General features: G+C 40.2%; 19 protein-coding genes. 15 read left to right on the top strand and 4 right to left on the bottom strand.

All coding sequences use genetic code 11. The features are described from left to right. Positions 1–8: 8 nt before the first annotated feature. From A4245_RS05105 to A4245_RS05090, 4 genes are all read left to right on the top strand, one after another. Positions 9–443: a spore coat protein gene (locus A4245_RS05105; RefSeq protein WP_067726344.1), complete on the top strand. Its 435-nt coding sequence runs from the start codon at positions 9–11 to the stop codon at positions 441–443. A 571-nt stretch (positions 444–1,014) separates the two neighbouring features. Continuing rightward, positions 1,015–1,212: a cold shock domain-containing protein gene (locus A4245_RS05100; RefSeq protein WP_067726342.1), complete on the top strand. Its 198-nt coding sequence runs from the start codon at positions 1,015–1,017 to the stop codon at positions 1,210–1,212. Between the two features lie 70 nt (positions 1,213–1,282). Continuing rightward, positions 1,283–1,975: a class I SAM-dependent methyltransferase gene (locus A4245_RS05095; protein WP_067726340.1), complete on the top strand. Its 693-nt coding sequence runs from the start codon at positions 1,283–1,285 to the stop codon at positions 1,973–1,975. Further along, positions 1,971–2,270 (top strand): hypothetical protein, encoded by a 300-nt coding sequence (locus A4245_RS05090; protein ID WP_067726748.1) that lies wholly within the window; start codon positions 1,971–1,973, stop codon positions 2,268–2,270. Before A4245_RS05095 ends, A4245_RS05090 begins: the two co-directional genes overlap by 5 nt. A gap of 22 nt (positions 2,271–2,292) precedes the next feature. On the opposite strand, the gene A4245_RS05085 is transcribed toward A4245_RS05090, so the two are convergent. Continuing rightward, the gene (locus A4245_RS05085) at positions 2,293–3,171 is read right to left on the bottom strand and encodes an NAD(P)-dependent oxidoreductase (protein WP_067726339.1); all 879 of its coding nucleotides are present in this window, start codon (positions 3,169–3,171) and stop codon (positions 2,293–2,295) included. Positions 3,172–3,472: 301 nt separating this feature from the next. Here A4245_RS05085 and A4245_RS05080 point away from each other — a divergent pair, with 301 nt between their 5' ends. Continuing rightward, positions 3,473–4,144, top strand: coding sequence for a TraR/DksA C4-type zinc finger protein (locus A4245_RS05080; RefSeq protein WP_067726336.1), 672 nt, complete (start codon positions 3,473–3,475; stop codon positions 4,142–4,144). Positions 4,145–4,385: 241 nt separating this feature from the next. Here the strand turns inward: A4245_RS05080 and A4245_RS05075 are convergent, their stop codons facing one another. Then, entirely contained in the window at positions 4,386–5,699 is a 1,314-nt protein-coding gene (locus A4245_RS05075; RefSeq protein WP_067726334.1) for a S1C family serine protease, read from the bottom strand. A 194-nt stretch (positions 5,700–5,893) separates the two neighbouring features. Here A4245_RS05075 and A4245_RS05070 point away from each other — a divergent pair, with 194 nt between their 5' ends. The 8 genes from A4245_RS05070 to A4245_RS05030 all read left to right on the top strand — a co-directional run bounded on the left by A4245_RS05070 (position 5,894) and on the right by A4245_RS05030 (position 18,478). Further along, on the top strand, positions 5,894–6,580 hold the full coding sequence (locus A4245_RS05070) for a response regulator transcription factor (protein WP_067726332.1): 687 nt from the start codon (positions 5,894–5,896) through the stop codon (positions 6,578–6,580). 2 nt (positions 6,581–6,582) lie between these two features. Beyond that, positions 6,583–7,926 carry a sensor histidine kinase gene (locus A4245_RS05065; RefSeq protein ID WP_067726330.1) on the top strand — a complete coding sequence of 448 codons (1,344 nt, stop codon included), beginning with the start codon at positions 6,583–6,585 and terminating at the stop codon, positions 7,924–7,926. Between the two features lie 192 nt (positions 7,927–8,118). After that, positions 8,119–9,942, top strand: a complete 1,824-nt coding sequence (typA, locus tag A4245_RS05060) for a translational GTPase TypA (protein WP_067726328.1) — start codon at positions 8,119–8,121, stop codon at positions 9,940–9,942. A 140-nt stretch (positions 9,943–10,082) separates the two neighbouring features. Further along, positions 10,083–11,219, top strand: coding sequence for a PQQ-dependent sugar dehydrogenase (locus A4245_RS05055; RefSeq protein ID WP_234402355.1), 1,137 nt, complete (start codon positions 10,083–10,085; stop codon positions 11,217–11,219). 1,155 nt (positions 11,220–12,374) lie between these two features. After that, complete coding sequence (gene treP / locus A4245_RS05045; RefSeq protein ID WP_084268682.1) at positions 12,375–14,318, top strand: PTS system trehalose-specific EIIBC component; 1,944 nt, start codon at positions 12,375–12,377, stop codon at positions 14,316–14,318. A 30-nt stretch (positions 14,319–14,348) separates the two neighbouring features. Continuing rightward, complete coding sequence (treC, locus tag A4245_RS05040) at positions 14,349–16,010, top strand: alpha,alpha-phosphotrehalase (protein ID WP_067726324.1); 1,662 nt, start codon at positions 14,349–14,351, stop codon at positions 16,008–16,010. Between the two features lie 12 nt (positions 16,011–16,022). Beyond that, complete coding sequence (gene treR / locus A4245_RS05035) at positions 16,023–16,739, top strand: trehalose operon repressor (protein ID WP_067726322.1); 717 nt, start codon at positions 16,023–16,025, stop codon at positions 16,737–16,739. A gap of 50 nt (positions 16,740–16,789) precedes the next feature. Continuing rightward, complete coding sequence (locus A4245_RS05030) at positions 16,790–18,478, top strand: glycoside hydrolase family 13 protein (protein ID WP_067726320.1); 1,689 nt, start codon at positions 16,790–16,792, stop codon at positions 18,476–18,478. A 101-nt stretch (positions 18,479–18,579) separates the two neighbouring features. Here the strand turns inward: A4245_RS05030 and A4245_RS05025 are convergent, their stop codons facing one another. Next, the gene (locus A4245_RS05025) at positions 18,580–19,440 is read right to left on the bottom strand and encodes a dimethylarginine dimethylaminohydrolase family protein (RefSeq protein WP_067726319.1); all 861 of its coding nucleotides are present in this window, start codon (positions 19,438–19,440) and stop codon (positions 18,580–18,582) included. A gap of 146 nt (positions 19,441–19,586) precedes the next feature. On the opposite strand from A4245_RS05025, the gene A4245_RS05020 reads away from it, so the two are divergent. Beyond that, positions 19,587–20,318 carry a YqcI/YcgG family protein gene (locus tag A4245_RS05020; protein WP_067726317.1) on the top strand — a complete coding sequence of 244 codons (732 nt, stop codon included), beginning with the start codon at positions 19,587–19,589 and terminating at the stop codon, positions 20,316–20,318. 41 nt (positions 20,319–20,359) lie between these two features. Here the strand turns inward: A4245_RS05020 and A4245_RS20315 are convergent, their stop codons facing one another. After that, entirely contained in the window at positions 20,360–20,536 is a 177-nt protein-coding gene (locus A4245_RS20315) for a hypothetical protein (protein WP_199860648.1), read from the bottom strand. Between the two features lie 254 nt (positions 20,537–20,790). Here A4245_RS20315 and A4245_RS05015 point away from each other — a divergent pair, with 254 nt between their 5' ends. Continuing rightward, entirely contained in the window at positions 20,791–21,957 is a 1,167-nt protein-coding gene (locus A4245_RS05015) for a CapA family protein (RefSeq protein WP_067726315.1), read from the top strand. Positions 21,958–22,126 lie beyond the last annotated feature (169 nt).

Raw genomic sequence — 22,126 nt, 5'->3', positions numbered from 1 at the left:
TGTGTAGAATGACAAAGCAGCTTAAAGAATGGCGAGCTTTAGACCATTGTGATACTGATAGCGATGATAACGCAGTTGTTGAACAAGAGGCTGTTCAGCACGATTCCATTAAGCAAGTATCAAATGAATGGATTATAATAAAGGATTCTGAAGGTATTGATGTTACTACAACAGATACGCAAGCAGCAGTTTCTTTGCAGCTTGGTATTCAGGTTGCAATTGCCGTAGTTCTTAGTATAACCATTGGAGATTCTGACCAGGCAAAGCATGTCATGCAAGATTTCAACCAAGTCTCCAAAACAAGACAAAGCAATCGTCAGAAAACGATTATAGAAGGCTCCAGAAATGTTGAAATCACTACAACTGACACGGATATAGCAGTTAATATCCAATTATTAGTACAGATTCTTGTAGCTATCGTCGCCAGCTTGGATATTCTCTAATAAGTTAATGTAATGATTATTAGAAAGGTAAGAAATGTCAGGGAGATATAAATTATCTGCATAAAGCAGGCAGTGTCCTTTCCCGCTTATTTTTGCGGTCTATTTATCCTAAAAAGAATCGTCTTCGTTAGGCGATATTATCTTAAAAAACTAAAGTCAATTTAAACAGTATACCCAAGCTAATGATTATTTGTAATTTTCACTCAAAAAAATGAGTACAGTATTTATAAAATCATCCCCACCTGAAAATGCAGGCGGGGAGATTTTGTTTAAGCGTATTTGGGGTTCAGCCACAGGCTAGGCGAATCCCAAAGTGTTTACTTCAGATTAGCCCTCTTTTACCATACATGAAAATATCCCTTCTTTTAGCTCCTTTTATTTAGGTGAAAATCAATTAGTTTTTACCATAAATTAATATAGAAACGCTTGCATTTTATTTTAAAAAAAGATAAAGTTAAACTAGCAAAAGGAAATTGAAGTTGAATAATACTTTACGATCTCTTGTTCAAGATGGTGGAAAGTATTTATGATTCAATTACTTTGCACGATATTGTATAAGGAGGTCATTTAAATGACTGGTAAAGTAAAATGGTTTAATGCAGAAAAAGGTTTCGGTTTTATCGAGCGCGAAGATGGAGATGACGTATTCGTACACTTCTCAGCAATCCAGGCTGAAGGTTTCAAAACGCTTGAAGAAGGTCAAGAAGTTGAATTTGAAATCGTTGAAGGTAACCGTGGACCACAGGCTGCTAACGTAACTCGCCTGTAATATATAATAATTATAAAGACTTGTCTCTTATCGGGATAAGTCTTTTTTTGGTTAAGAAAAGGGGGATTCCATGTCATCATTCAATTGGAAATCAGAATCTGCATCGGAATGGGATAACAGGGCAGCCTTTTGGAATAAAAAAAGCAGGGATATGTGGGATAATGGAAGCAGAAAAGATATTGTGCCACTGTTGTCCAGCCATTTAAAACAGGGAAGCAAAGTGCTTGATATTGGGTGTGGAGACGGCTATGGCACCACTAAACTATATCAAAGTGGTTTCCAGGTTACCGGGATCGATTTATCCGAGGAAATGATTCGTTTGGCAAACACCAGAAGGAAAGAAAGGAATATTTCCTTTATGCAGGGGGATGTAAACGAAATTCCTTTTGAGGATAATTATTTTGATGCAGTTATGGCCATCAATGTACTGGAATGGGTGGAAAACCCACTGCAGGCAATCAATGAATTAAAACGTGTGGTAAAAGATGGTGGAATTATTTGTGCAGGAGTACTTGGTCCAACAGCTGGTCCAAGGGAAAACAGTTATGGACGGCTGGTTGGTGAAAAGGCAATCTGCAATACGATGATGCCTTGGGAGTTCCGTAAGCTTGCTGCAGATCTTGGGCTGGGATATGCAGATGGTTTTGGTGTTTATAAAGAAGGTGCAAAAGCAGTAAATATGGAAAGTCTCCCTACTAAATTAAAACAGGCTTTAACATTTATGTGGGTGTTCTTATTGAAGAAAGCAGGTGAATCAGATTAATAAAAATGAAATGGAAAAGCAAGTGATTGAAAGCTATCAAAAAGATGAACGGATGATGATTCTAATTTTTTCGCAGTGGTGCATCAATAATGGGTTAGACCCCGAGAAACTTTATGTAGAGGCATATCCACATCAGGAAAAAAATAATACGATGACAGAAGTGCTCGAATTGACAGTACCTGCACATGAGTCCGAAGAGATTCCTGACCAGACTGTCTTAAATGTGTTACAGCTCTTTGGCAATGACGATTTGGCTTTTGTTGTCCAGGAATACATAGAAAAGCAGGAGAAATGAAAATCCCCGCTTTTCGTAGTTGTCAGCCCTGCTCAAAAAGCTTAATCAGAGCCTGTGTACCGCTATCTTCCTCACCTTTTGCCGCGAGTTCTTTGTATAATTTTAGTGACAGGGATAAGCCTGGAGTGGTCAACCCAAGTTCTTCTGCTGATTCAATGGCTATGGTCATATCCTTAATAAAATGTTTCACATAGAAACCGGGTGCAAAATCGCCCTGAAGCATACGGGGAGCAAGCTTGGTAAGCGAGAAACTTGCTGCCGCGCCGGTTGTGATGCTTTGCAGAACACGCTCAGGATCGAGACCGGCTTTTTTTGCATACATTATTGATTCACAGACCCCAATCATATTGGAGGCGATGGTAATTTGATTTGCCATTTTTGTATGCTGCCCAGCACCAGCTTTACCTTGGAGGAGAATATTTTCTCCGATTACTTCAAAAAGAGGGAGGAGGTTTGCGAACGCTTCTTCGTCCCCGCCGACCATTATGGCAAGTTTACCGCTTTTGGCACCGATATCACCACCGGAAACTGGAGCATCTAAAGCAAAGATACCCTTATCTCTAGCCTTCCTATAAATTTGTTTTGCCAGTGATGGCTTGGACGTTGTCATGTCCACAGTATAGGATCCGGCTTTTGCATTTTCCAGAATGCCATTTTCTCCATAATAAACTTCTTCCACATCTGACGGATACCCAACCATTGTAATAATTACATTGGAAGTGGCTGCAACTTCGGCTGCTGTCTCCATCCATTCAGCACCATTGTCAAGCAACTCTTGTGATTTCTCCTTTGTACGTGTGTAGACATTAACGGAATATCCTGCATTCATCAGGTTTCGAGCCATACTTTTCCCCATAACGCCTGTACCAACGAATCCAACTGTAGTCTCTGTCGAAAGCATCAATGCGATTCTCCTTTTATCCTTGATATATATTCTTAATTCTACAAACGTGCGACAATTTCCTGCAATTTCAATTAATATTTAGTCGAAGGGTGGAAAGCATGGCATGATCATGAAAATTCAAGCTTAAGACTGCCTCGAAGATTTTTATTCAGCTTTTGCTTTCAGTCGGATACGTATCTGAAGGATGACATTACCCTTTTTGACATGATTTGGGAAGGCTAATCAGGAATCAATACAAAGCTTTTACACATAGTATAGATAGCACGCAACTTTCGGTAATATATAGAGGAGGACATCCATGATTACTAAAGAGCAACTATCAAAATGCAAAGCTGATTTATCGCAAAGGCAAACGGAATTAATTGACCATATAAAGGACCACTTTGGTATGAAATATGAATTTGCTCAAGAAACGGTGAGTGAGTTATCAAATTATGATAACCATCCGGGAGACACCGGGACAGAGCTCTTTGAGAGAGAAAAGGATCTCGCACTGAATGAACATGCCGAAAATGAATTGGAAGAAATTAATGAAGCATTACATGCGATCGAAGAAGGGACTTACGGGATATGCACTACTTGTGGAGCGGATATACCTTATGAACGTTTGGCAGCAGTTCCGACTACAGATAAATGTATAGAACACGCCAAAAATAATACGTTCGATAACCAGCGAACAATTGAGGAAGAAGTGTTCAGCCCTAACATAAATCCAAATGAAGTCAAAGATGAAGAACAGGTTAGCTATGATGCCGAGGATACGTGGCAGGAAGTGAGCAGGTATGGAACTTCAGAAACCCAGTCAGATTTATATGGAGACAAAGATCATTATAACGAAATGTTTTCAAACAGTGATGATCGTGTTGGTTCTGTTGAGGATGTGGAAAACTTCCTGGCAGCGGATATTCATGGGAAATTCAGTGGGGTAACTCCAAATCATAATAAGTATGAGGAAGAAGAAACGGAATGAATGAAAGAGGCTGTGACAAGAGTGGCTTAGTTATAGTAAAATCCGAACTATGATTCAGGATTCTTTAGTTGGGATTCGAATTAGTTCGGCTTTTTTCTTTTACATGTTTTTGTCCAAAAAATACAGATTACATCGACATCATTCACCTTATTCCTTTTAAAATTTCAAAAAATAATGTGCCATTAAAAACAAAAAAAGAAGGGGATTTCCCTTCTTTTACAATTTGGTTAAAGCAGTACATTTATTGCGCTTGTCGGTTTAATTCCTCCAACACCAGTGTAGTTGTATGCTGCTCGCCATCACGGATATATTCTACTTCGATATTATCGCCGATACTTGTTTCAGAATACAAGTATTTTCGAAGTTCCAGAATAGTTGTTACCTCCTGGCCATTGATTTTAGTGATGACATCGAATTGCTGCAGTCCTGCATCGTCAGCAGGTGACCCTTGTTGCACATTGGCTATGACCATTCCACCTTCCACATCATCCGGGAGATTGATTTCATAGCGGTATTGTGGTGGTACCTGATTCAGGGATGCAGTGCTGATACCGATCAATGGACGTGAAACTTCGCCTTCCGTTTCAAGCTGTTCCATTATAGGAAGGGCCGAATCAATTGGAATTGCAAATCCGATACCTTCAACAGTACTCTGGGCAATTTTCATGGAATTGATGCCGATAACTTCTCCGGCCGTGTTTACGAGGGCCCCTCCACTGTTACCTGGGTTAATTGCAGCATCTGTCTGCAGAACCTCTGTTACCCAGTCAGCTTGACCATCACTGTTCGTATCCACATTAACGGAGCGATTTATGCCGCTGATAATCCCTTTTGTTACTGTGTTGGCAAATTCCAACCCTAAAGGATTCCCTATGGCAAGGACCGTTTCACCGACCTGTAAATCTTCGGATGATCCTAAATTGGCAACCTTATCTATTTTTTCTCCATCAATTTGTAATACTGCCAAATCAGTCAAAGCATCTTCCCCTAAAACTGTGGCTGGAATCCGTTCCTCTTCATTTAAAACAATTTCCACTTCCTCGGCACCGTCCACGACATGCTGATTTGTAACGATATATGCCTTTCCGTCTTCCTTCTTATAAATGATTCCAGATCCAGTCCCGGCTTCTTGGCTTCCTGTCCAGACACTTTGCTGCTGAAGGTTTACTACTCCAACTACCGTTTCGGCCACTTCGTTGATATCTGTGGAAACATCGGCTTCTTCTGCAGCCAGCGTTTGTACAGCAGTTGGAGAAGAATCATTATTTGCGGATTCATTGTTATTCTCACTAGTTTCATTAAGTGGAATTATATTAGAGATGAACAGGAAGGCAACAATTAGAGCGGAAACTGCACCTCCGATCACCCCGCCGAAAATACCGCTCTTCCAGTTATTTTTGCCTTTTGTTGTGCTTCTTTGTTCTGTTTGTGTCTCGTGATGCGGACTGTTTTCTTGCTCGCTCGCTTCGGCATTCTCTATTTCAGATTCTTCTGTATCATTAGGTCGTTCGAAATTATCATATGATCCTGTCTCTTTCTGTTCTCGATAATCCATGAGTAAATCACCTCGATATTTATTGTATAACTTTATTTTATATAGGTATGAAGGAATTGGTTTGGGATAAATGTGGAAAAAATGTGTAATCGCGCGTATTGGTGTAAAGATTTGATAAGATATGTAAAAATGGGAATATACACGGACGATATAGACAGATTGGAACAATATTACGTGAAAAAGGTGACTGTATAATGAATTATCATATTGGGTTGGTTGAAGATGACAGCAATATTCAAAATATCGTATCAGCATACTTAAAAAAAGAAGGTTATGAAATCACCATTATGGACTCTGCCGAAAAAGGTTGGGAGCTGTGGGAGAATGACCCACCGGATATGTGGATCCTTGATATCATGCTTCCAGGTATGGATGGCTATGAATTTTGCAAAAAAATCCGAAACGAGAGTGAAGTGCCAATTATCATCATTTCCGCTAAAGATGAAGAGATTGATAAGATTCTTGGACTTGAGCTCGGTGGAGATGATTACCTTACAAAACCTTTCAGTCCGAGGGAATTGATTGCCCGTGTCAAAAGGCTGTTCAGGAGGACTTTGATTAACAACAAGGTGAATGAAGAGGACGAAGACAGATTAAAAGTCGATCACCTTTTAATATACAAAAATGACCGTCGGATATTTTTCGATGGTAAGGAATATGAAGTGACCACGAAGGAATATGATATGCTGCTCCTATTGGCGGAAAATCCGAACCGGGCCTTTTCAAGAGAAGAATTATTAATGAAAATCTGGGGAAATGATTATTTCGGAAGTGATCGCGCAGTGGATGACTTAATTAAGAGGATAAGAAAAAAAATGGGCAATATTCCGCTCGAAACCGTATGGGGTTTCGGATATCGTCTGCGTAAAGAAGAGGAATAAGTATGAAGCTACAATCACAGCTGAATGCAGCATTTACAACATTATTGCTGATTATTTTGACTGCTGCCAGCCTTGTTATCTATTCCCTTATTCTCGACCTGCTGATCCAGGACGAGCAGCGGCAGTTAAGAGAGACGGGAGAGCTTCTGGTAAGCTTCCTGAATGAACAATATGGAACAGTGAGTGATTTAAGGCAATTTAATGACTTCTTGCAGGAACAGGACTTGCAGCTATTTATGTATGACAGAAACCAAAATGCTGTTCTTTTTTCTACGATGTCGATGTCTGTTGTGAATGAATTTTTCCAGCAGAATGACTTTTCTGCCACAAATGAAACACTTTGGCAATTTGGAAATGATAAATTCGTCACCTCGCGAATTTTATTCTTTCCGGAAATTTCCGGACTGGAGTTAATCCTGTTGACGCCTTTAGGTGATCTGGAGGTAGTCCAGCAAAACTTCTTCATCAGGTTATTTCTTGTGTTCCTTATCGGGGCGGCAGCAGCTGTTCTGCTTAGTTATTTTTTGACAAACAAATTAGTTACTCCGTTGTCTGAGTTAAAGGTTCAAGTGAAAAAGGTGGAAAAAAGGCAATTTGATGATATGGAACGTGTGAAAGCAACCGGTGAAATTAAAGAAGTAGAGCAAAGTGTGTATGATATGGCACAGGAACTGCAACGATACATGAAATCGCAACAAACATTTTTCCAAAATGCAAGTCATGAACTAAAGACACCGTTAATGACAATTCAAGGTTATGCAGAAGGAATTAAAGATGGAATCTTCGATGAGAAGGAAAGTGAAAAAGGCCTTGATGTAATGGTAACAGAAGTGAAACGGTTAAAAGGCATAATTAATGAAATGATACTGCTGGCCAAATTGGACAGTGAACCTTCAGCTGCAGAACCTGTCGAGCTGGATGTAAAAGAATTGATAGACAAAGTAGTCGATCGGGCAATTCCTTTAATCAATGAAAAAGGGATTAACTTTCAGCATATTGTGGAAAATAATATTAAAATCGTTGCCGATGAGGAAAAATTACTAAGAGCCGTACTCAATGTTGTCTTCAATGGAATCAGACATGCAAACTCAGTCGTAAGGATTGAAGTAAACAGAAAAAGAGATCAGGTGGAAATACTGGTTGAAGATGACGGTGAAGGGATTGCACAGGAAGAAGCAAATCAAATATTTCATCGGTTTGTAAAGGGGAAAAATGGCGAAACTGGTTTAGGCCTGGCTATCGCCAGGGCTATCATTGAGCAATCAAATGGAACTATTTCTGTAGGCAAGTCGGAACTTGGTGGGGCAAAATTCATTATCCTTTTGGGGTCAGGCAATGAAAAGTAATTGGTTTAGCAGGAAGGATGCATAAAATTTTTCTTCCTGTATAACCAGCAGAGCATTCGTGTAAAAGCTTGGTGAATGATAAGTTTTACTTAAAATTTTAACAATTTTAAGTAAAACTTCTTTCAAACGGAAATAATTATGTTATAATTGTCAAGTTAATCATCCTGTAAATAATAGAGGGGCGTACTTTTTATGCAATTAAGAGAAGACATTCGCAATATCGCAATTATTGCTCACGTTGACCATGGAAAAACAACACTTGTGGATCAGCTGTTAAAATACTCCGGAACTTTTCGTGAAAACGAACACGTTGATGAACGTGCCATGGACTCTGGTGATATTGAACGTGAACGTGGAATTACAATTTTAGCAAAAAATACTGCTGTTAAATATCAAGATACTACAATTAATATTCTGGATACGCCTGGACATGCCGATTTCGGCGGTGAAGTTGAGCGTATTATGAAAATGGTTGATGGTGTTGCACTTGTGGTTGATGCCTACGAAGGAACAATGCCGCAAACTCGTTTCGTGCTGAAGAAAGCATTGGAACAAAAGCTCATACCCATCGTCGTACTGAACAAAATCGATCGTCCGAATGCGAGACCAACTGAGGTTATCGACGAAGTTCTCGATTTATTCATCGAACTGGGGGCAGATGATGAGCAATTGGAATTCCCGGTTGTATATGCGTCTGCATTAAATGGAACTTCAAGCTTAGAGCCGGAAGATCAGCAGGAGACGATGGATCCAGTATTTACTACCATCATGGAACATATCCCTGCACCTGCCAATACTAGCACTGAACCGCTGCAGTTCCAGGTGACACTGCTGGATTATAACGACTATGTCGGGCGTATCGGTGTCGGACGTGTTGTCAGAGGCTCTATTAAGGTTGGACAGCAAGTAGTTCTCCTGAAAGAAGATGGAACACAAAAATCCTTCCGTGTTACCAAATTATTTGGTTTCATCGGATTGAAGCGTATTGAAATTGAAGAAGCAGCGTCAGGGGATATCGTGGCGATTTCCGGTATGGAAGACATCAATGTCGGAGATACCATCTGTCCCGTTGACCATCCGGAAGCATTGCCATGGTTAAGAATTGATGAACCGACATTGCAAATGACTTTCCTTGTTAACAATAGCCCATTTGCCGGACGTGAAGGAAAATACATCACTTCCCGTAAAATTGAGGAGCGTTTATTGAAGCAATTGGAAACGGACGTAAGTTTACGTGTCGATCCAACCGATTCACCGGATGCCTGGACAGTATCAGGACGTGGAGAGCTCCATTTATCTATTCTTATTGAGAATATGCGCCGTGAAGGATATGAAATACAGCTTTCAAAACCACAGGTTATCATTAAAGAAATTGATGGTGTTAAATGTGAACCGGTTGAACGCGTACAGGTTGATGTTCCTGAAGAATATACTGGAGCCGTAATGGAATCACTTGGAGAAAGAAAAGGTGAGATGCTTGATATGGTTAACCATGGTAATGGACAGGTTCGTATCGAGTTCAAGGTCCCATCACGCGGACTACTGGGATATTCAACTGAATTCATGTCACAAACCCGTGGTTACGGAATTTTAAACCATACATTTGATGCCTATGAGCCTTTAATTAAAGGCCAGGTTGGTGGAAGACGTGAAGGTGTACTTGTTGCACAGGAAAACGGCAAAGCTTCCACATATGGAATTATGGGACTTGAAGACCGTGGGATTATTTTTGTAAACCCAGGTACAGAAGTTTATGCGGGAATGATAGTTGGCGAGCATAATCGTGAAAATGATTTAACGGTAAACGTCACAAAGGAGAAACATTTGACTAATGTTCGTTCCGCAAATAAAGACCAAACGTCAACAATCCGTAAAACGCGTGAGATGTCATTGGAAGAAGCACTGGAATATTTAAACGAAGATGAGTACTGTGAGGTTACTCCGGAATCCATTCGTTTACGTAAGAAAATCCTGAATAAAAATGAACGTGAAAGAGCTGCGAAAAAGAAGATATAATACGTTTAAAACATCTGACAGCAAAGGCATATTAATGATGCTTTTGCTGTTTCTTTATTTACGGGCACCCTTTGCAGTCTCATTTTTGCTTTTGAGTAAACTTCAAACGGGTAAAAGATAGTGTCGGAAATTAATGGGAGGTGTTTCCTATTCGCAATCACGAATTTTTGATTGTCATCGTTAGCTTATTACTATTTTTGGCAGCTTGTGAAGAAGATCAACCGGCTTCTGAACGTGCCACTTCCGGTCAAGAAGATACTGAAAACGAGCATGAAGAAAACCAAGATACGGAAGCGGTAAATCAGCCAGTACCTGATGAAGAAAGGGAAATAATTGCTCAAAACCTGGAAGAGCCGTGGGAAATCGCAAAAGTCAACGATACTTTCTATATTAGTGAGCGAACTGGGTCAATCGTGACTGTTAAAGGAGAGAACCAAAACAGAAAGCCTGTCCAATTTGACGAAAACCTGGCAGAACAACCGGAATCTGGTCTCCTTGGAATTGCAATTCCTGACGACTTCAAGGAGTCGAACAGAGCATATGCATACTATTCTTATCAACGGGATAATGAAAATTACCAACGGATTGTTACCATTGAGGAGACGGGCGATCAGTGGGAGGAAACCTCCATACTCCTTGATGAAATTCCTGGTGGTACGTATCACCATGGTGGCAGAATTGAAATCAGTCCCGACGGTAAATTATTCATTACAATTGGAGATGCTTCCATTCCTGATTCAGCCCAGGATCTGGACAGTTTGGCCGGTAAGATATTACGCATGAACCTCGATGGAACAATCCCAGACGATAATCCATTTGAAGATTCTTACGTATATTCCTATGGGCACCGTAATCCACAGGGCCTTGCATGGACTCCTGATGGCGAACTGTACGCAACAGAGCATGGGGATCAGGCGCTTGATGAGATTAACCATCTTACTGCAGGAAGCAATTACGGATGGCCAGTTATTGAAGGAGACGAAACGGCTGATGGAATGGAGTCACCCCTGATCCATTCTGGTGAAGAGACCTGGGCACCCTCTGGAATGACATATCATGAAGGAAACTTTTATTTTGCCTCATTGCGCGGGGAAGGTTTGCGTATGTTTGATCCTATAAATAAAACGCAGGATCTTATTGTATCAGATGTCGGAAGGGTACGGGATGCAATGGCAGTAGAGAATGGCGTATATATCATTACAAATAATACAGATGGCCGTGGTAATCCTTCTGATGAGGATGATCAGCTTATTTTCATTCCTATTCCAGATAGTTAGATACATTTACTCGACGTTAGCATAGTGGAATTGGAAGCTATGTTTTGGTGGATAAGAAGGACTGAAGATATTCTGCATAATGGCTTTGGATTAACAGTTTTAGTCAACAGTCAGGACTCCAAGACCCTTTCGTTCATTTTGCTGCTTTTTATCATCGCATTTGATATAAAGTGAGACGTAACCACTATTTGTGGAATCTATACACTGGTAATGGAAGCATGTTACTTCGGCTACAGCAGCCCGTACACACTCCGCTTTCCGCGGGCGGCTGGTGAGCCCTCCTCGTGCTACCGCACTGCGGGGTCTCACCTATGCCTTTCCTCCCGCTGGAGTCTACGTGTATACGGGCTGCTGGTATGGAATTTTCACAAAAAATTCTGCTCAAGAAAGTTCAATATATTTGATTTACTTTCAATGCTTCATATATGTTTAAAACAAAAGATTCCTCCGTCTTCATTAGCTGTTGCAAATACAGTAAATGCCAGCAACCTTCTATCCAGCTCGGGGAAATACACGGAGACTCCTACGGGAAGAGAGGCATAGGTGAGACACTGAAATGCGTAGCATGAAGGGGCTCACCAGCCGCCCGTGGAAAGCGCAGTGTATTTCCCCGAGCGGTCGCCGAGGCAACTTGTTTCCATTATTAGCTACAGGTCTATCGCAAATAGCAGTTACGTCGCAGTTTACATAAACTGTGAAGATTTTGACAAAAATTTTAAAAATAGACTTTAGAAACAGCCTTATTTTTACTGCACTTAGCAAGGTGATTATTAAAGACATTCTAAGATTAGCCTAAGTTAAGTGATTGAGGTTGTTTCATTGGTTTGAAAGTTGAACCATGAATATATAGACGTGTAAGCCTTTTGTCAGCAAATCTGATAAGAGGTTTTTTTATGGAAAAGTATAAATTCATGACATCAAATGATTCATTCATGAATGGGAAGGCTTGCATACATTTGCCATGGAAGGTTTAAGTGTTAGGTGGTTGAGGGAAAGGTAAATAGAATATAAACAGGTTACTGGATAAAGATAGCAACAAAATTTCAATGTAAGCATTTGCAAATATTATTCATAAAAGTTATACTATAAAACGTAACATGTATATACAAGTTCAAAATGATGATAGATATTCAAATTATATGGGGAGGTTTACCGATGGCAAATCAAGATGCAGGAACAAACGAAGTACTGCTCTACGCACCACTGACAGGTAAAGTCACACCGCTTGAGAATGTGCCGGATCCAACATTCTCAGGAAAAATGATGGGAGACGGCATTGCAATAGAGCCGACAGACGGGGAAGTAGTTTCACCAATCGATGGAGAGGTTACATTGACCTTCCCGACAAAACATGCAGTTGGGCTTAAAAGCGAGAACGGTGTGGAAGTATTGATTCATATTGGTCTCGAAACCGTAAACATGGAAGGTGAAGGCTTTGAGCTGCATGTCAAACAAGGAGAACGAGTAAAAGTTGGCGATCGTTTAGTAACGTTTGACTTACAACTGATCAAAGAGAAGGCTGCCAGCCATATTACACCGGTCATACTCACAAATGGAGATGTACTAAGTTCCATAGAGAAAACAAGTGATGACACTGTAATTGCAGGAGAATCAAATTTATTACGGCTGGCTCTGAAGGAAGAGGAAACAGCTGAAAATCAGACAACGCAAGATAAAGGAAATAAGGAAAAACCTCAAGGCATGGAATACAGTGAGGAAGCAGAGCAGATTGTTGCCGCTGTTGGCGGTCTGGAAAACATTGATGCCGCAACCCACTGTGTAACCCGACTTCGCTTTGCGCTTGTCGACGAAGACATTGTCGATAAAGATGCATTGGAAAACTTGAAAGTTGTCAAAGGAACCTTCTCGGCGAATGGTCAATATCAAGTCGTTATCGGACAAGGGACCGTCGATAAGGTTTACAAAGCAATGGTTCACGAAACGGGAATAGAAGAAGCTTCAAAAGATGACGTAAAAGCTGCGGGAGGCAAAAAACAGAATGCACTTCAGCGAGCGATTAAGACACTGGCAGATATTTTTATTCCGATTTTACCGGCGATTGTTACAGCAGGTTTGCTGTTAGGGCTTAATAATATATTAGTAAACCCGATATTTACGGACGAATCAATTATCGAAATGTATCCGTCATGGGCGGGCGTAGCTGATATGATTAACGTCATTGCCAATACGGCCTTTACCTTCCTGCCGGCATTGATTGGCTGGTCGGCAGTAAAACGGTTCGGTGGTAATCCGTTACTCGGTATTGTACTCGGTTTGATACTCGTACACCCGTCGTTAATGCCAGCCAGTGAATTTGCTCTGGCTGCAGTTGAAGGGAATGCGCCTACTTGGAATCTATTTGGGCTCGAAGTAAACATGATGGGCTATCAGGGGCAAGTATTGCCTGTATTAGTAGCGGCATGGGTATTGGCAAAAATTGAAATTTGGCTGAAAAAACGAGTGATTGATTCCCTGCAGCTATTGGTAGTTGCGCCAATTGCATTATTGGTTACAGGTTTTCTTGCATTTATTCTGATCGGACCAGTTACATTTACAATCGGTAACTGGATAACAGATGGTTTAGTATCCATTTTCCAAGCAGCACCAATCATCGGTGGACTGATCTATGGTTCACTTTATGCACCATTGGTTATAACAGGGATGCACCATACATTCCTTGCTGTTGATTTACAATTAATTGGAAGTACGGGAACGACATTCTTATGGCCTATCGTTGCACTATCTAATATTGCTCAAGGTTCTGCAGTATTTGCAATTTTCTTGGCAGCCAAAGATGAAAAACTGAAAGGCTTGGCTGGTACTTCCGGTATTTCCGCTTGGCTGGGCGTCACGGAGCCGGCAATGTTCGGGGTCAACTTACAATATAGATATCCATTCTTTGCAGCGCTTATCGGTACTGCAATTGCGGGAGCCTTTATCACCGTTGCTAACGTACAGGCTTCATCCATCGGAGTTGGCGGTATTCCGGCATTTTTATCTATCGATAGCGGCATGGTATCCTTCTTCCTGGGAATGTTAATCGTTATCGCAGTACCATTTATCATTACGTTTATTATTGCAAAACGCAAAATAAAATAATACACAACAACTAGATGAAGGAGTGAAAACATGAGTGAAGCATGGTGGAAAAAATCAGTAGTATATCAAATTTACCCAAAAAGTTTTCACGATACAACAGGCAGTGGAACAGGTGATATCCAAGGGATCATCTCAAAATTGGATTATATTAAGAAACTTGGTGTCGACGTTATTTGGTTGACACCGGTATATCAGTCCCCTCAAAAAGATAATGGCTATGATATCAGCGACTATTATTCCATCGAACCGGCATATGGCACGATGGAGGATTTTCAGGAATTATTGGATGAAACACACAAGCGTGATATGAAACTCATCATGGACCTTGTGATTAACCACACTTCCACGGAGCATGAATGGTTCAAACAGGCGGCATCTTCAAGAGACAATGAATTCCGTGATTTTTATATTTGGAAAGATGCCGAGGGCGAAGAAGAGCCGAATAACTGGCAATCGAAATTCGGTGGTTCCGCATGGCAATTCGATGAGAAAACAGACCAATATTATCTCCATCTATTTGATCGGACCCAGGCAGATTTAAACTGGGAAAATGAAGATTTGCGTGAAAAACTATTTGAAATGATGCGTTTCTGGGCAGAAAAGGGGATTGATGGTTTCAGGCTGGATGTCATCAACCTTATTTCTAAAAATCAGGATTTCCCAAATGATGACAGCGGGGACGGCCGTAAGTTTTACACAGATGGCCCCCGTATCCATGAATATTTACATGAAATGAATCAGGAAGTTTTTTCAAAACACAATATGCTCACAGTTGGCGAAATGTCTTCTACCACCCTGGAAAATTGCATTTTATATACAAGGCCGGAAAGTCAGGAACTTGCAATGACATTCCAGTTTCATCATCTGAAAGTCGATTACCCAAACGGTGAGAAATGGACAAAAGCGCCGTTTGACTTTGTGGAGTTGAAGAGAATTCTTTCCGACTGGCAGGTGGGCATGCATGAAGGGGATGGCTGGAACGCACTGTTCTGGTGTAATCATGATCAGCCGCGTGCAGTATCCCGTTTCGGCGATGATCAAAATTATCATTCCGAATCAGCAAAAATGCTTGCAACAACGATTCATATGATGAAGGGTACACCATATATTTATCAGGGTGAGGAAATTGGAATGACAAATCCAAACTTTTCATCCATTGAAGAATATCGCGACGTAGAATCATTGAATGCCTATAAAGCATTACAGCATGAAGGAAAAACAGAGGAAGAAATCATTGGTATCCTGCAGCAAAAATCCCGTGACAATGCACGTACACCAATGCAATGGTCAAATGAAGAACATGCTGGATTTACAACTGGAACACCTTGGATTGCAACTGCAGATAACTATCCTGAAATTAATGCAGAAAAGATGGTAAATGAGCCCGATTCCATCTTTTATCACTATCAGCAGTTAATCGAATTACGTAAAAAATATGATATTATTACCTATGGGGACTATCAATTACTTTTTGAAGATGATCCTCAAATCTTTGCATATACGAGAAACTGGAACGGGGAAAAGTTGATTGTTATCAATAATTTCTATGGTGAAGAAGTGACGGTTGATCTACAGCTGGAGAAAAATATCATCAATCCTGAAATCCTGTTGTCCAACTACCCTGATTCTCCTGAAACGTTGGAGCAATTACACTTAAGACCTTACGAATCCATTGTCTATTATGTGAAATAATGAGGTATGAAGATGCAAAAGAAATATTTGACCATATATGAGGATTTGGTAAAACAGATACAGTCCAACGTGTGGCCGCCATCTAGTATGCTGCCATCAGAGAATGAGCTAACATCTCACTATCATACGTCGAGGGAAACAATCAGAAAAGCACTGAACCTTTTGTCGCAGAATGGATATATACAAAAAGTCCGCGGCAAAGGGTCCGTCGTGCTCGATATCCATAAGTTTTCGTTTCCGGTATCTGGTATTGAAAGCTATACAGAACTGGCAGAAAAACTACAGTTGGAAACCAGGACAATCGTTCATACACTCGACTATCTGGAAGCAGATAATGATATTGCAAAAATTCTCAGAATAGATCCATCCGATTCTGTATGGACCGTTGAACGGATCAGGGAAATATCCGGTGAAAAAATAATATTGGATAAAGATTATTTCAATGAAATGTATGTGCCGCTGCTCTCCGAAGAAATTTGCGGGCAATCCATTTATGAGCATATCGAAAATAATTTGGGTCTTGTGATTGGTTTTGCCCAAAAAGAAATAGTTGTGGAAGAACCAACGGAAGAAGACCGGGAGTTATTGGATTTGGAAGGATTTTCAAATGTGGTGGTAATCAGAAGTCAGGTTTATTTGGATGATGCCAGTTTGTTTCAATTCACCGAATCGAGACACAGACCGGACAAATTCCGGTTTGTTGACTTCGCCAGAAGAGTGAAGAAATAAAACTACCGCTACTTTTAGTGAGCAGTGTTCTTCATATGGGAGGTATTTTGATGGAAAAAGCCTGGTGGAAAGAGAGTGTGGTTTACCAAATTTATCCCCGAAGCTTCAATGACAGCAACGGGGATGGAATTGGAGATATTCAGGGGATTATCGAAAAGCTGGATTACTTAAAAGAATTGGGTATAGACGTTATTTGGCTATCTCCGGTATATGAATCCCCAAATGATGATAACGGCTATGATATATCAGATTATTATGCCATTATGGATGACTTTGGAACGATGGGCGATTGGGAAGAATTGCTCGAACAAGCGCATAGACGTGGAATGAAATTAATTATGGATCTGGTCGTAAATCATTCCTCTGATGAACATGAATGGTTTAGGGAAGCCAGAAAGTCCAAAGACAACCCTTATAGGGATTACTATATTTGGCGTGAAGGCAAAAATGGCAGGGAGCCTAATAACTGGAAGTCTTCATTTGGTGGTTCTGCTTGGGAATATGATGACCATACAGATGAATACTATTTGCATGTATTCAGTAAAAAGCAACCGGATTTGAACTGGGAAAACCCACAACTCCGGCAGGAAATTTATAAAATGATGAAATGGTGGCTGGACAAAGGCATCGATGGTTTCCGTATGGATGTCATTAATTTTATCTCTAAAGTACCTGGATTGCCCGACGGTCCTGAAAAAGCAGGGGAAAGATATGTATCCGGAAGTAAATTATTCAGGAATGGTCCGCGAATCCATGAATTTCTGCAGGAAATGAACAAGGAAGTTCTTTCAAAATATGATGTGATGACTGTTGGCGAAATGCCAGGTGTTGATGTGGAAGAAGCAAAGAGATATACAGATCACACAAGGCAGGAATTGCAGATGGTCTTTACGTTTGAACATATGGATCTGGATTCCGGAAACAATGGGAAGTGGGATTTGAAGCCACTTGCACTGACAGACCTAAAAGAGAATATAACAAAATGGCAAGCCGGTTTACACGATATCGGCTGGAATAGCCTATACTTGAACAATCATGATCAGCCTCGAATTGTTTCCAGATTTGGAGATGATAAGGAGTTTCGTGTGGAGTCGGCGAAAATGCTGGGAACCTTTCTCCATATGCTCCAAGGCACTCCATATATTTACCAGGGAGAAGAAATTGGGATGACCAATATTCGCTTCGAATCTATTGAAGATTATCAGGATATTGAAATACGTAATCTTTATCGTGAGAAAGTGATGGAAGGTAATGAAGACCATGAGAGAGTCATGGAGTCTATTTATGTAAAGGGAAGAGATAATGCCAGAACTCCGTTTCAATGGGATGAAAGTACTTCTGCAGGATTTACGACTGGAAAACCATGGATAAAAGTGAATCCGAACTATAGAGAGATTAATGCGAAGCAAGCTGTTGAAGATGAGAATTCTATTTATCATTATTATCGCAGATTAATTCAGTTGCGGAAACAGCATTCAATTATTGTCTATGGTGACTACCAATTGTTATTGCCCGAACATGATAAAATTTATGCATACATGCGTTCCTTGGAAAACGAGAAGTTACTGGTTATAACGAACTTCAGTAAGGAAGCAGTCCACTTCCATCTGCCCGAGAATGTTGAGTTTGAAGCACAAGAGCTGATGATAGGAAACTATATGAATGAAGTGGATGAAAGCGACAATGCTCGTTCATTTACATTAAAACCATATGAAGCAAGAGTATATAAAGGTATTTAAACAAGCATTAGCTGACCACAGTCGGCTAATGCTTTACTTTCATGCAAAAGGTCAATGCATCTGAAACATATGGATTTGAGTTTGGCAAATGCCAAGTTTTCCTAATCTCTGATCAAGGGCAGGGTGCAGCAGCGGTAAGAGCCGCCTGACTTTATGATTTCTGAAAAAGGAACTTCAATTACTGTAAATCCTGCTTGTGTCAATTCGTGATTTAAGCGTTTGTTTTCTGGTAAACTAATCAGTTTCTTGTTCCCGATTGGAAGGACGTTCGGCCCCATTTGGAATTGCTCATCTTCTGTCACTTCTATCAGATTATAGGAAGCTTTCAATAGCTTATATGAACCCTCATCCATTGCGGGAGAATAGATTAATGCAGTGTCTTCACTGATGACATTGAATATGCAATCAAGATGCAGAATATCCTTCCTCATAAAAATCGGTGTCACTGTATGGTCTGGCAGCTCTTTTTCAAGAAGGTCAATTGCGGTAGGTGAGGTTCGATCGCTTTGGCCAATCCATACCTTATTGTTATCAACGAGAACATCTCCACCTTCTATAGAGGGCGTGGCAAATTTATAATATGGAATCTGTTTGTTCTCTAACCAATCGGTCAACACACTTTCTTCCTGCCTGCGAATATCTTTTTTCATGAATGATACAAAAAATCTATCGCCAATCGTAAAACCGATATCCCGTGTGAAAACCTGCTCATTCAGCTGTTTCTTGGCCTCTAAGGATATTACATGTGAACCTTCCGATTGAAGCGTATGTATAAGATGGTTATGCTGTTCCACTGCTTTTTCTATATTGATATTTTCATTTAAATAATGCCGTTGTGTCACATTGATTACTTCTTTTATTTTCATATAATGCGGGGGAACAACAATGACTTGCTTCAGTGGATCATATTCATTCCGGCAATTAACTCTAGGAGTAATTTCCTTTTGTATGGCAGTGTTCATATACTTGTCCTCCAATACATAATCTAAATGAGTTTACCCTATATAACATTTTATAAACATTATTGCGCATTAGTTTGAAAAAATCCACTGCGGGTAATTTTAACTAATATAGGAATTAAAAGAAAAGCCAACGTGGAGGAAAATATATGAATAAGACAGCAGCTTATTTACTTACGAAAGAGGATATGGAAAACAACCAAGATTTACTGCCCGAATGGGTCAATGAGGAATACAGCAACTTTGTGAATGTCGTAACCAATAAAACTTTCCCATGCTATTTTGGAATGTCTGGTCAAAAAAGAGGAGAGCTAAGGTATGGTTATATTTCACACGATGACTGGAGTAACCTTCCATTGATGCTCGAGGACTTTAATAGATTGTTCGATAATCAGGAAAAGATCGTTCGTCACGGTTTCTTTCTATTTGTCGAACCTGAAAAGGAAGAAAAATCCTTGGAGTATTACCGGGAATATTTCTGGAATGTTCTTCAATACCTGCATGATAATGATCAATACGAGTGGCCATCGGATTATCCGAAAGATCCGGATCATTATTTATGGAATTTTTGCTTTGCGAAAGAGCCTTATTTTGCTTTCGGAAATGCTCCTGCCTATAAACAAAGGAAAACAAGAGACTTAGGTAACAGCCTTGTCATCGGGTTTCAACCGAGGAGAATCTTTGAAGGCTTAAAAGGAACGGAGAAAAACGGGGTCATGTCACGTGAAAAGGTCAGGGAAAGAGTGGAAAAATGGGATGGCTTGCCGAAGCATCCCAATATCAGCCATTACGGGGACAAGGATCATCGCGAATGGAAGCAATTCTTTATCGGAGATGATGTTAAGCCGATTGAAGGTAAATGTCCATTTCATCCACATTAAATAAAAAACGGAGTAACTGTCTTAGGCAGTTTCTCCGTTTTTTATTTTTTGCCCTTCTTTTCATTAGGAATATATTTGGAATAGTACGCTGCAAACAATAACAGGACAATTGCCAGTCCCCAGGAAACAATCCCGCTCCAATAAAAATCCAAGCTGATTCCGATTAATATAATGACCAAACTTAATCCGATCAGTATATAAGTTAAATTACGTTTCACACATAACTCCCCCATCATAGCAGGCAAATTGCAAAATGATACTTTCCAAACATGTGTCCACACGTATTATTATGTACCTTTACCCAGTGTTATTATAACAAACTAAATAATGAATAACATGCTTAACGAAGTGATTTAAGTTGTGGATAATATGAATTATAATTTAGAAAAATTTGTAAAAATTTTATACTATTTGTCGATATTCTTCTTATTAATGATATGATGTAATAAAAACGACTTAAGGAGAAATACCTATGAAATGGGGGGAATCAGCCTGTTTAATTCTTTATCTTTTTATCTCCATATTGCTGGCTGCTTGTGGAAGTGAAATAGAAGAAATGAACAGCAGCAAGGAAAGTATCTCACTGAAGCAGGTGAGCATTCAAATGAAAGACCACAAAATAATTGAACAGGAAATAACATTATCGGCAATTGGAGATATACTGATTCATAGTCCTGTATACAATGATGCCAAGGTGGAAGATAGCTATAATTTTTTACCTATGATGGAAGATGTAAAGACCTACTTGAGCAGTGCGACAGTTACAATTGCAAACCAGGAAACAATGATTGGTGGAGCTTCATTGGGCTTATCCGCATATCCGTCTTTTAATAGCCCTCACGAAGTGGGAGATGCTTTAAAGAATACTGGTATAGATGTTGTTACCCTTGCCAATAATCATACATTGGATCGTGGAGAGACAGCAATCCAAAGTGCTATCAGCCATTGGGAAACAATTGATATGATGTATACAGGTGCATTTAAAGATAAACACGACAGGGATACTCTCCGTATCTATGAAACTGATGAAGGAATTGCTGTCGCATTCTTATCCTATACGTATGGTACAAATGGTATCCCAGTACCAGAAGGCAAGGATCATTTAGTAAACGTAATCGATAAAAAGAGGATTGCTGAAGAAATATCAATGGCAAAGGAACAGGCAGACGCGATTGTACTCAGCCTTCATTTCGGCAATGAATATGAACGCATGCCAAATGAAAAACAGAAGGAGATTGTTCAGTTCGCAGCAGATCAGGGAGTACATGCAGTGCTGGGTCACCACCCTCATGTTTTGCAGCCGACGGAATGGGTAACCGGCGAGGATGGAAATAATACCTTCGTTGCCTATTCGTTAGGAAACTTCCTATCGAACCAACAGGATTTGTATCAGCGAATAGGTGGGATTGTTACATTTTCGATAAAGAAAACGTTATCGGGAACCGATGAGCTGATCGAAGTCCATTCACCGAAATTTATGCCTACATATGTAAATTTCCGTTCCGATTGGTCTGAATATAAGGTTTTGCCAATGTATACGCTAACGAACAGCGAACTTGCAGAAGCGGAAAAACATTATAGTGAAATAAAGAATCACCTGTCACAATGGATGCCAGAATTAGAGTTTGTGGAGAAATAGAAGCCAGACTGGTTTTAGGAATTTTTACCGCTATAAAAGACTCGCATTCTGTGTAAACTGCGACGTAACTGCCTATTTGCGATAAATTTATAGCTGATAATGGAAGCAAGTAACTTCGGCGACCGCTCTGGGAAATACACTGCGCTTTTGGTGTGACCCCCAATAGTTG

The sequence above is a fragment of the Oceanobacillus damuensis genome, assembly GCF_001618145.1.
Lineage (GTDB): Bacteria > Bacillota > Bacilli > Bacillales > Amphibacillaceae > Oceanobacillus > Oceanobacillus damuensis.
The sequence above is the reverse complement of the archived record's forward strand: the minus strand, read 5'-3'. Positions and strand labels throughout refer to the sequence as shown.

Bases quoted from the DNA above. Each gene is read 5' to 3' on its own strand.
- A4245_RS05105 (WP_067726344.1), top strand. From the start codon at position 9: ATGACAAAGCAGCTTAAAGAATGGCGAGCTTTAGACCATTGTGATACT.
- A4245_RS05100 (WP_067726342.1), top strand. From the start codon at position 1,015: ATGACTGGTAAAGTAAAATGGTTTAATGCAGAAAAAGGTTTCGGTTTT.
- A4245_RS05095 (WP_067726340.1), top strand. From the start codon at position 1,283: ATGTCATCATTCAATTGGAAATCAGAATCTGCATCGGAATGGGATAAC.
- A4245_RS05085 (WP_067726339.1), bottom strand. From the start codon at position 3,171: ATGCTTTCGACAGAGACTACAGTTGGATTCGTTGGTACAGGCGTTATG.
- A4245_RS05080 (WP_067726336.1), top strand. From the start codon at position 3,473: ATGATTACTAAAGAGCAACTATCAAAATGCAAAGCTGATTTATCGCAA.
- A4245_RS05075 (WP_067726334.1), bottom strand. From the start codon at position 5,699: ATGGATTATCGAGAACAGAAAGAGACAGGATCATATGATAATTTCGAA.
- A4245_RS05070 (WP_067726332.1), top strand. From the start codon at position 5,894: ATGAATTATCATATTGGGTTGGTTGAAGATGACAGCAATATTCAAAAT.
- A4245_RS05065 (WP_067726330.1), top strand. From the start codon at position 6,583: ATGAAGCTACAATCACAGCTGAATGCAGCATTTACAACATTATTGCTG.
- typA (WP_067726328.1), top strand. From the start codon at position 8,119: ATGCAATTAAGAGAAGACATTCGCAATATCGCAATTATTGCTCACGTT.
- treP (WP_084268682.1), top strand. From the start codon at position 12,375: ATGGCAAATCAAGATGCAGGAACAAACGAAGTACTGCTCTACGCACCA.
- treC (WP_067726324.1), top strand. From the start codon at position 14,349: ATGAGTGAAGCATGGTGGAAAAAATCAGTAGTATATCAAATTTACCCA.
- treR (WP_067726322.1), top strand. From the start codon at position 16,023: ATGCAAAAGAAATATTTGACCATATATGAGGATTTGGTAAAACAGATA.
- A4245_RS05030 (WP_067726320.1), top strand. From the start codon at position 16,790: ATGGAAAAAGCCTGGTGGAAAGAGAGTGTGGTTTACCAAATTTATCCC.
- A4245_RS05025 (WP_067726319.1), bottom strand. From the start codon at position 19,440: ATGAACACTGCCATACAAAAGGAAATTACTCCTAGAGTTAATTGCCGG.
- A4245_RS05020 (WP_067726317.1), top strand. From the start codon at position 19,587: ATGAATAAGACAGCAGCTTATTTACTTACGAAAGAGGATATGGAAAAC.
- A4245_RS05015 (WP_067726315.1), top strand. From the start codon at position 20,791: ATGAAATGGGGGGAATCAGCCTGTTTAATTCTTTATCTTTTTATCTCC.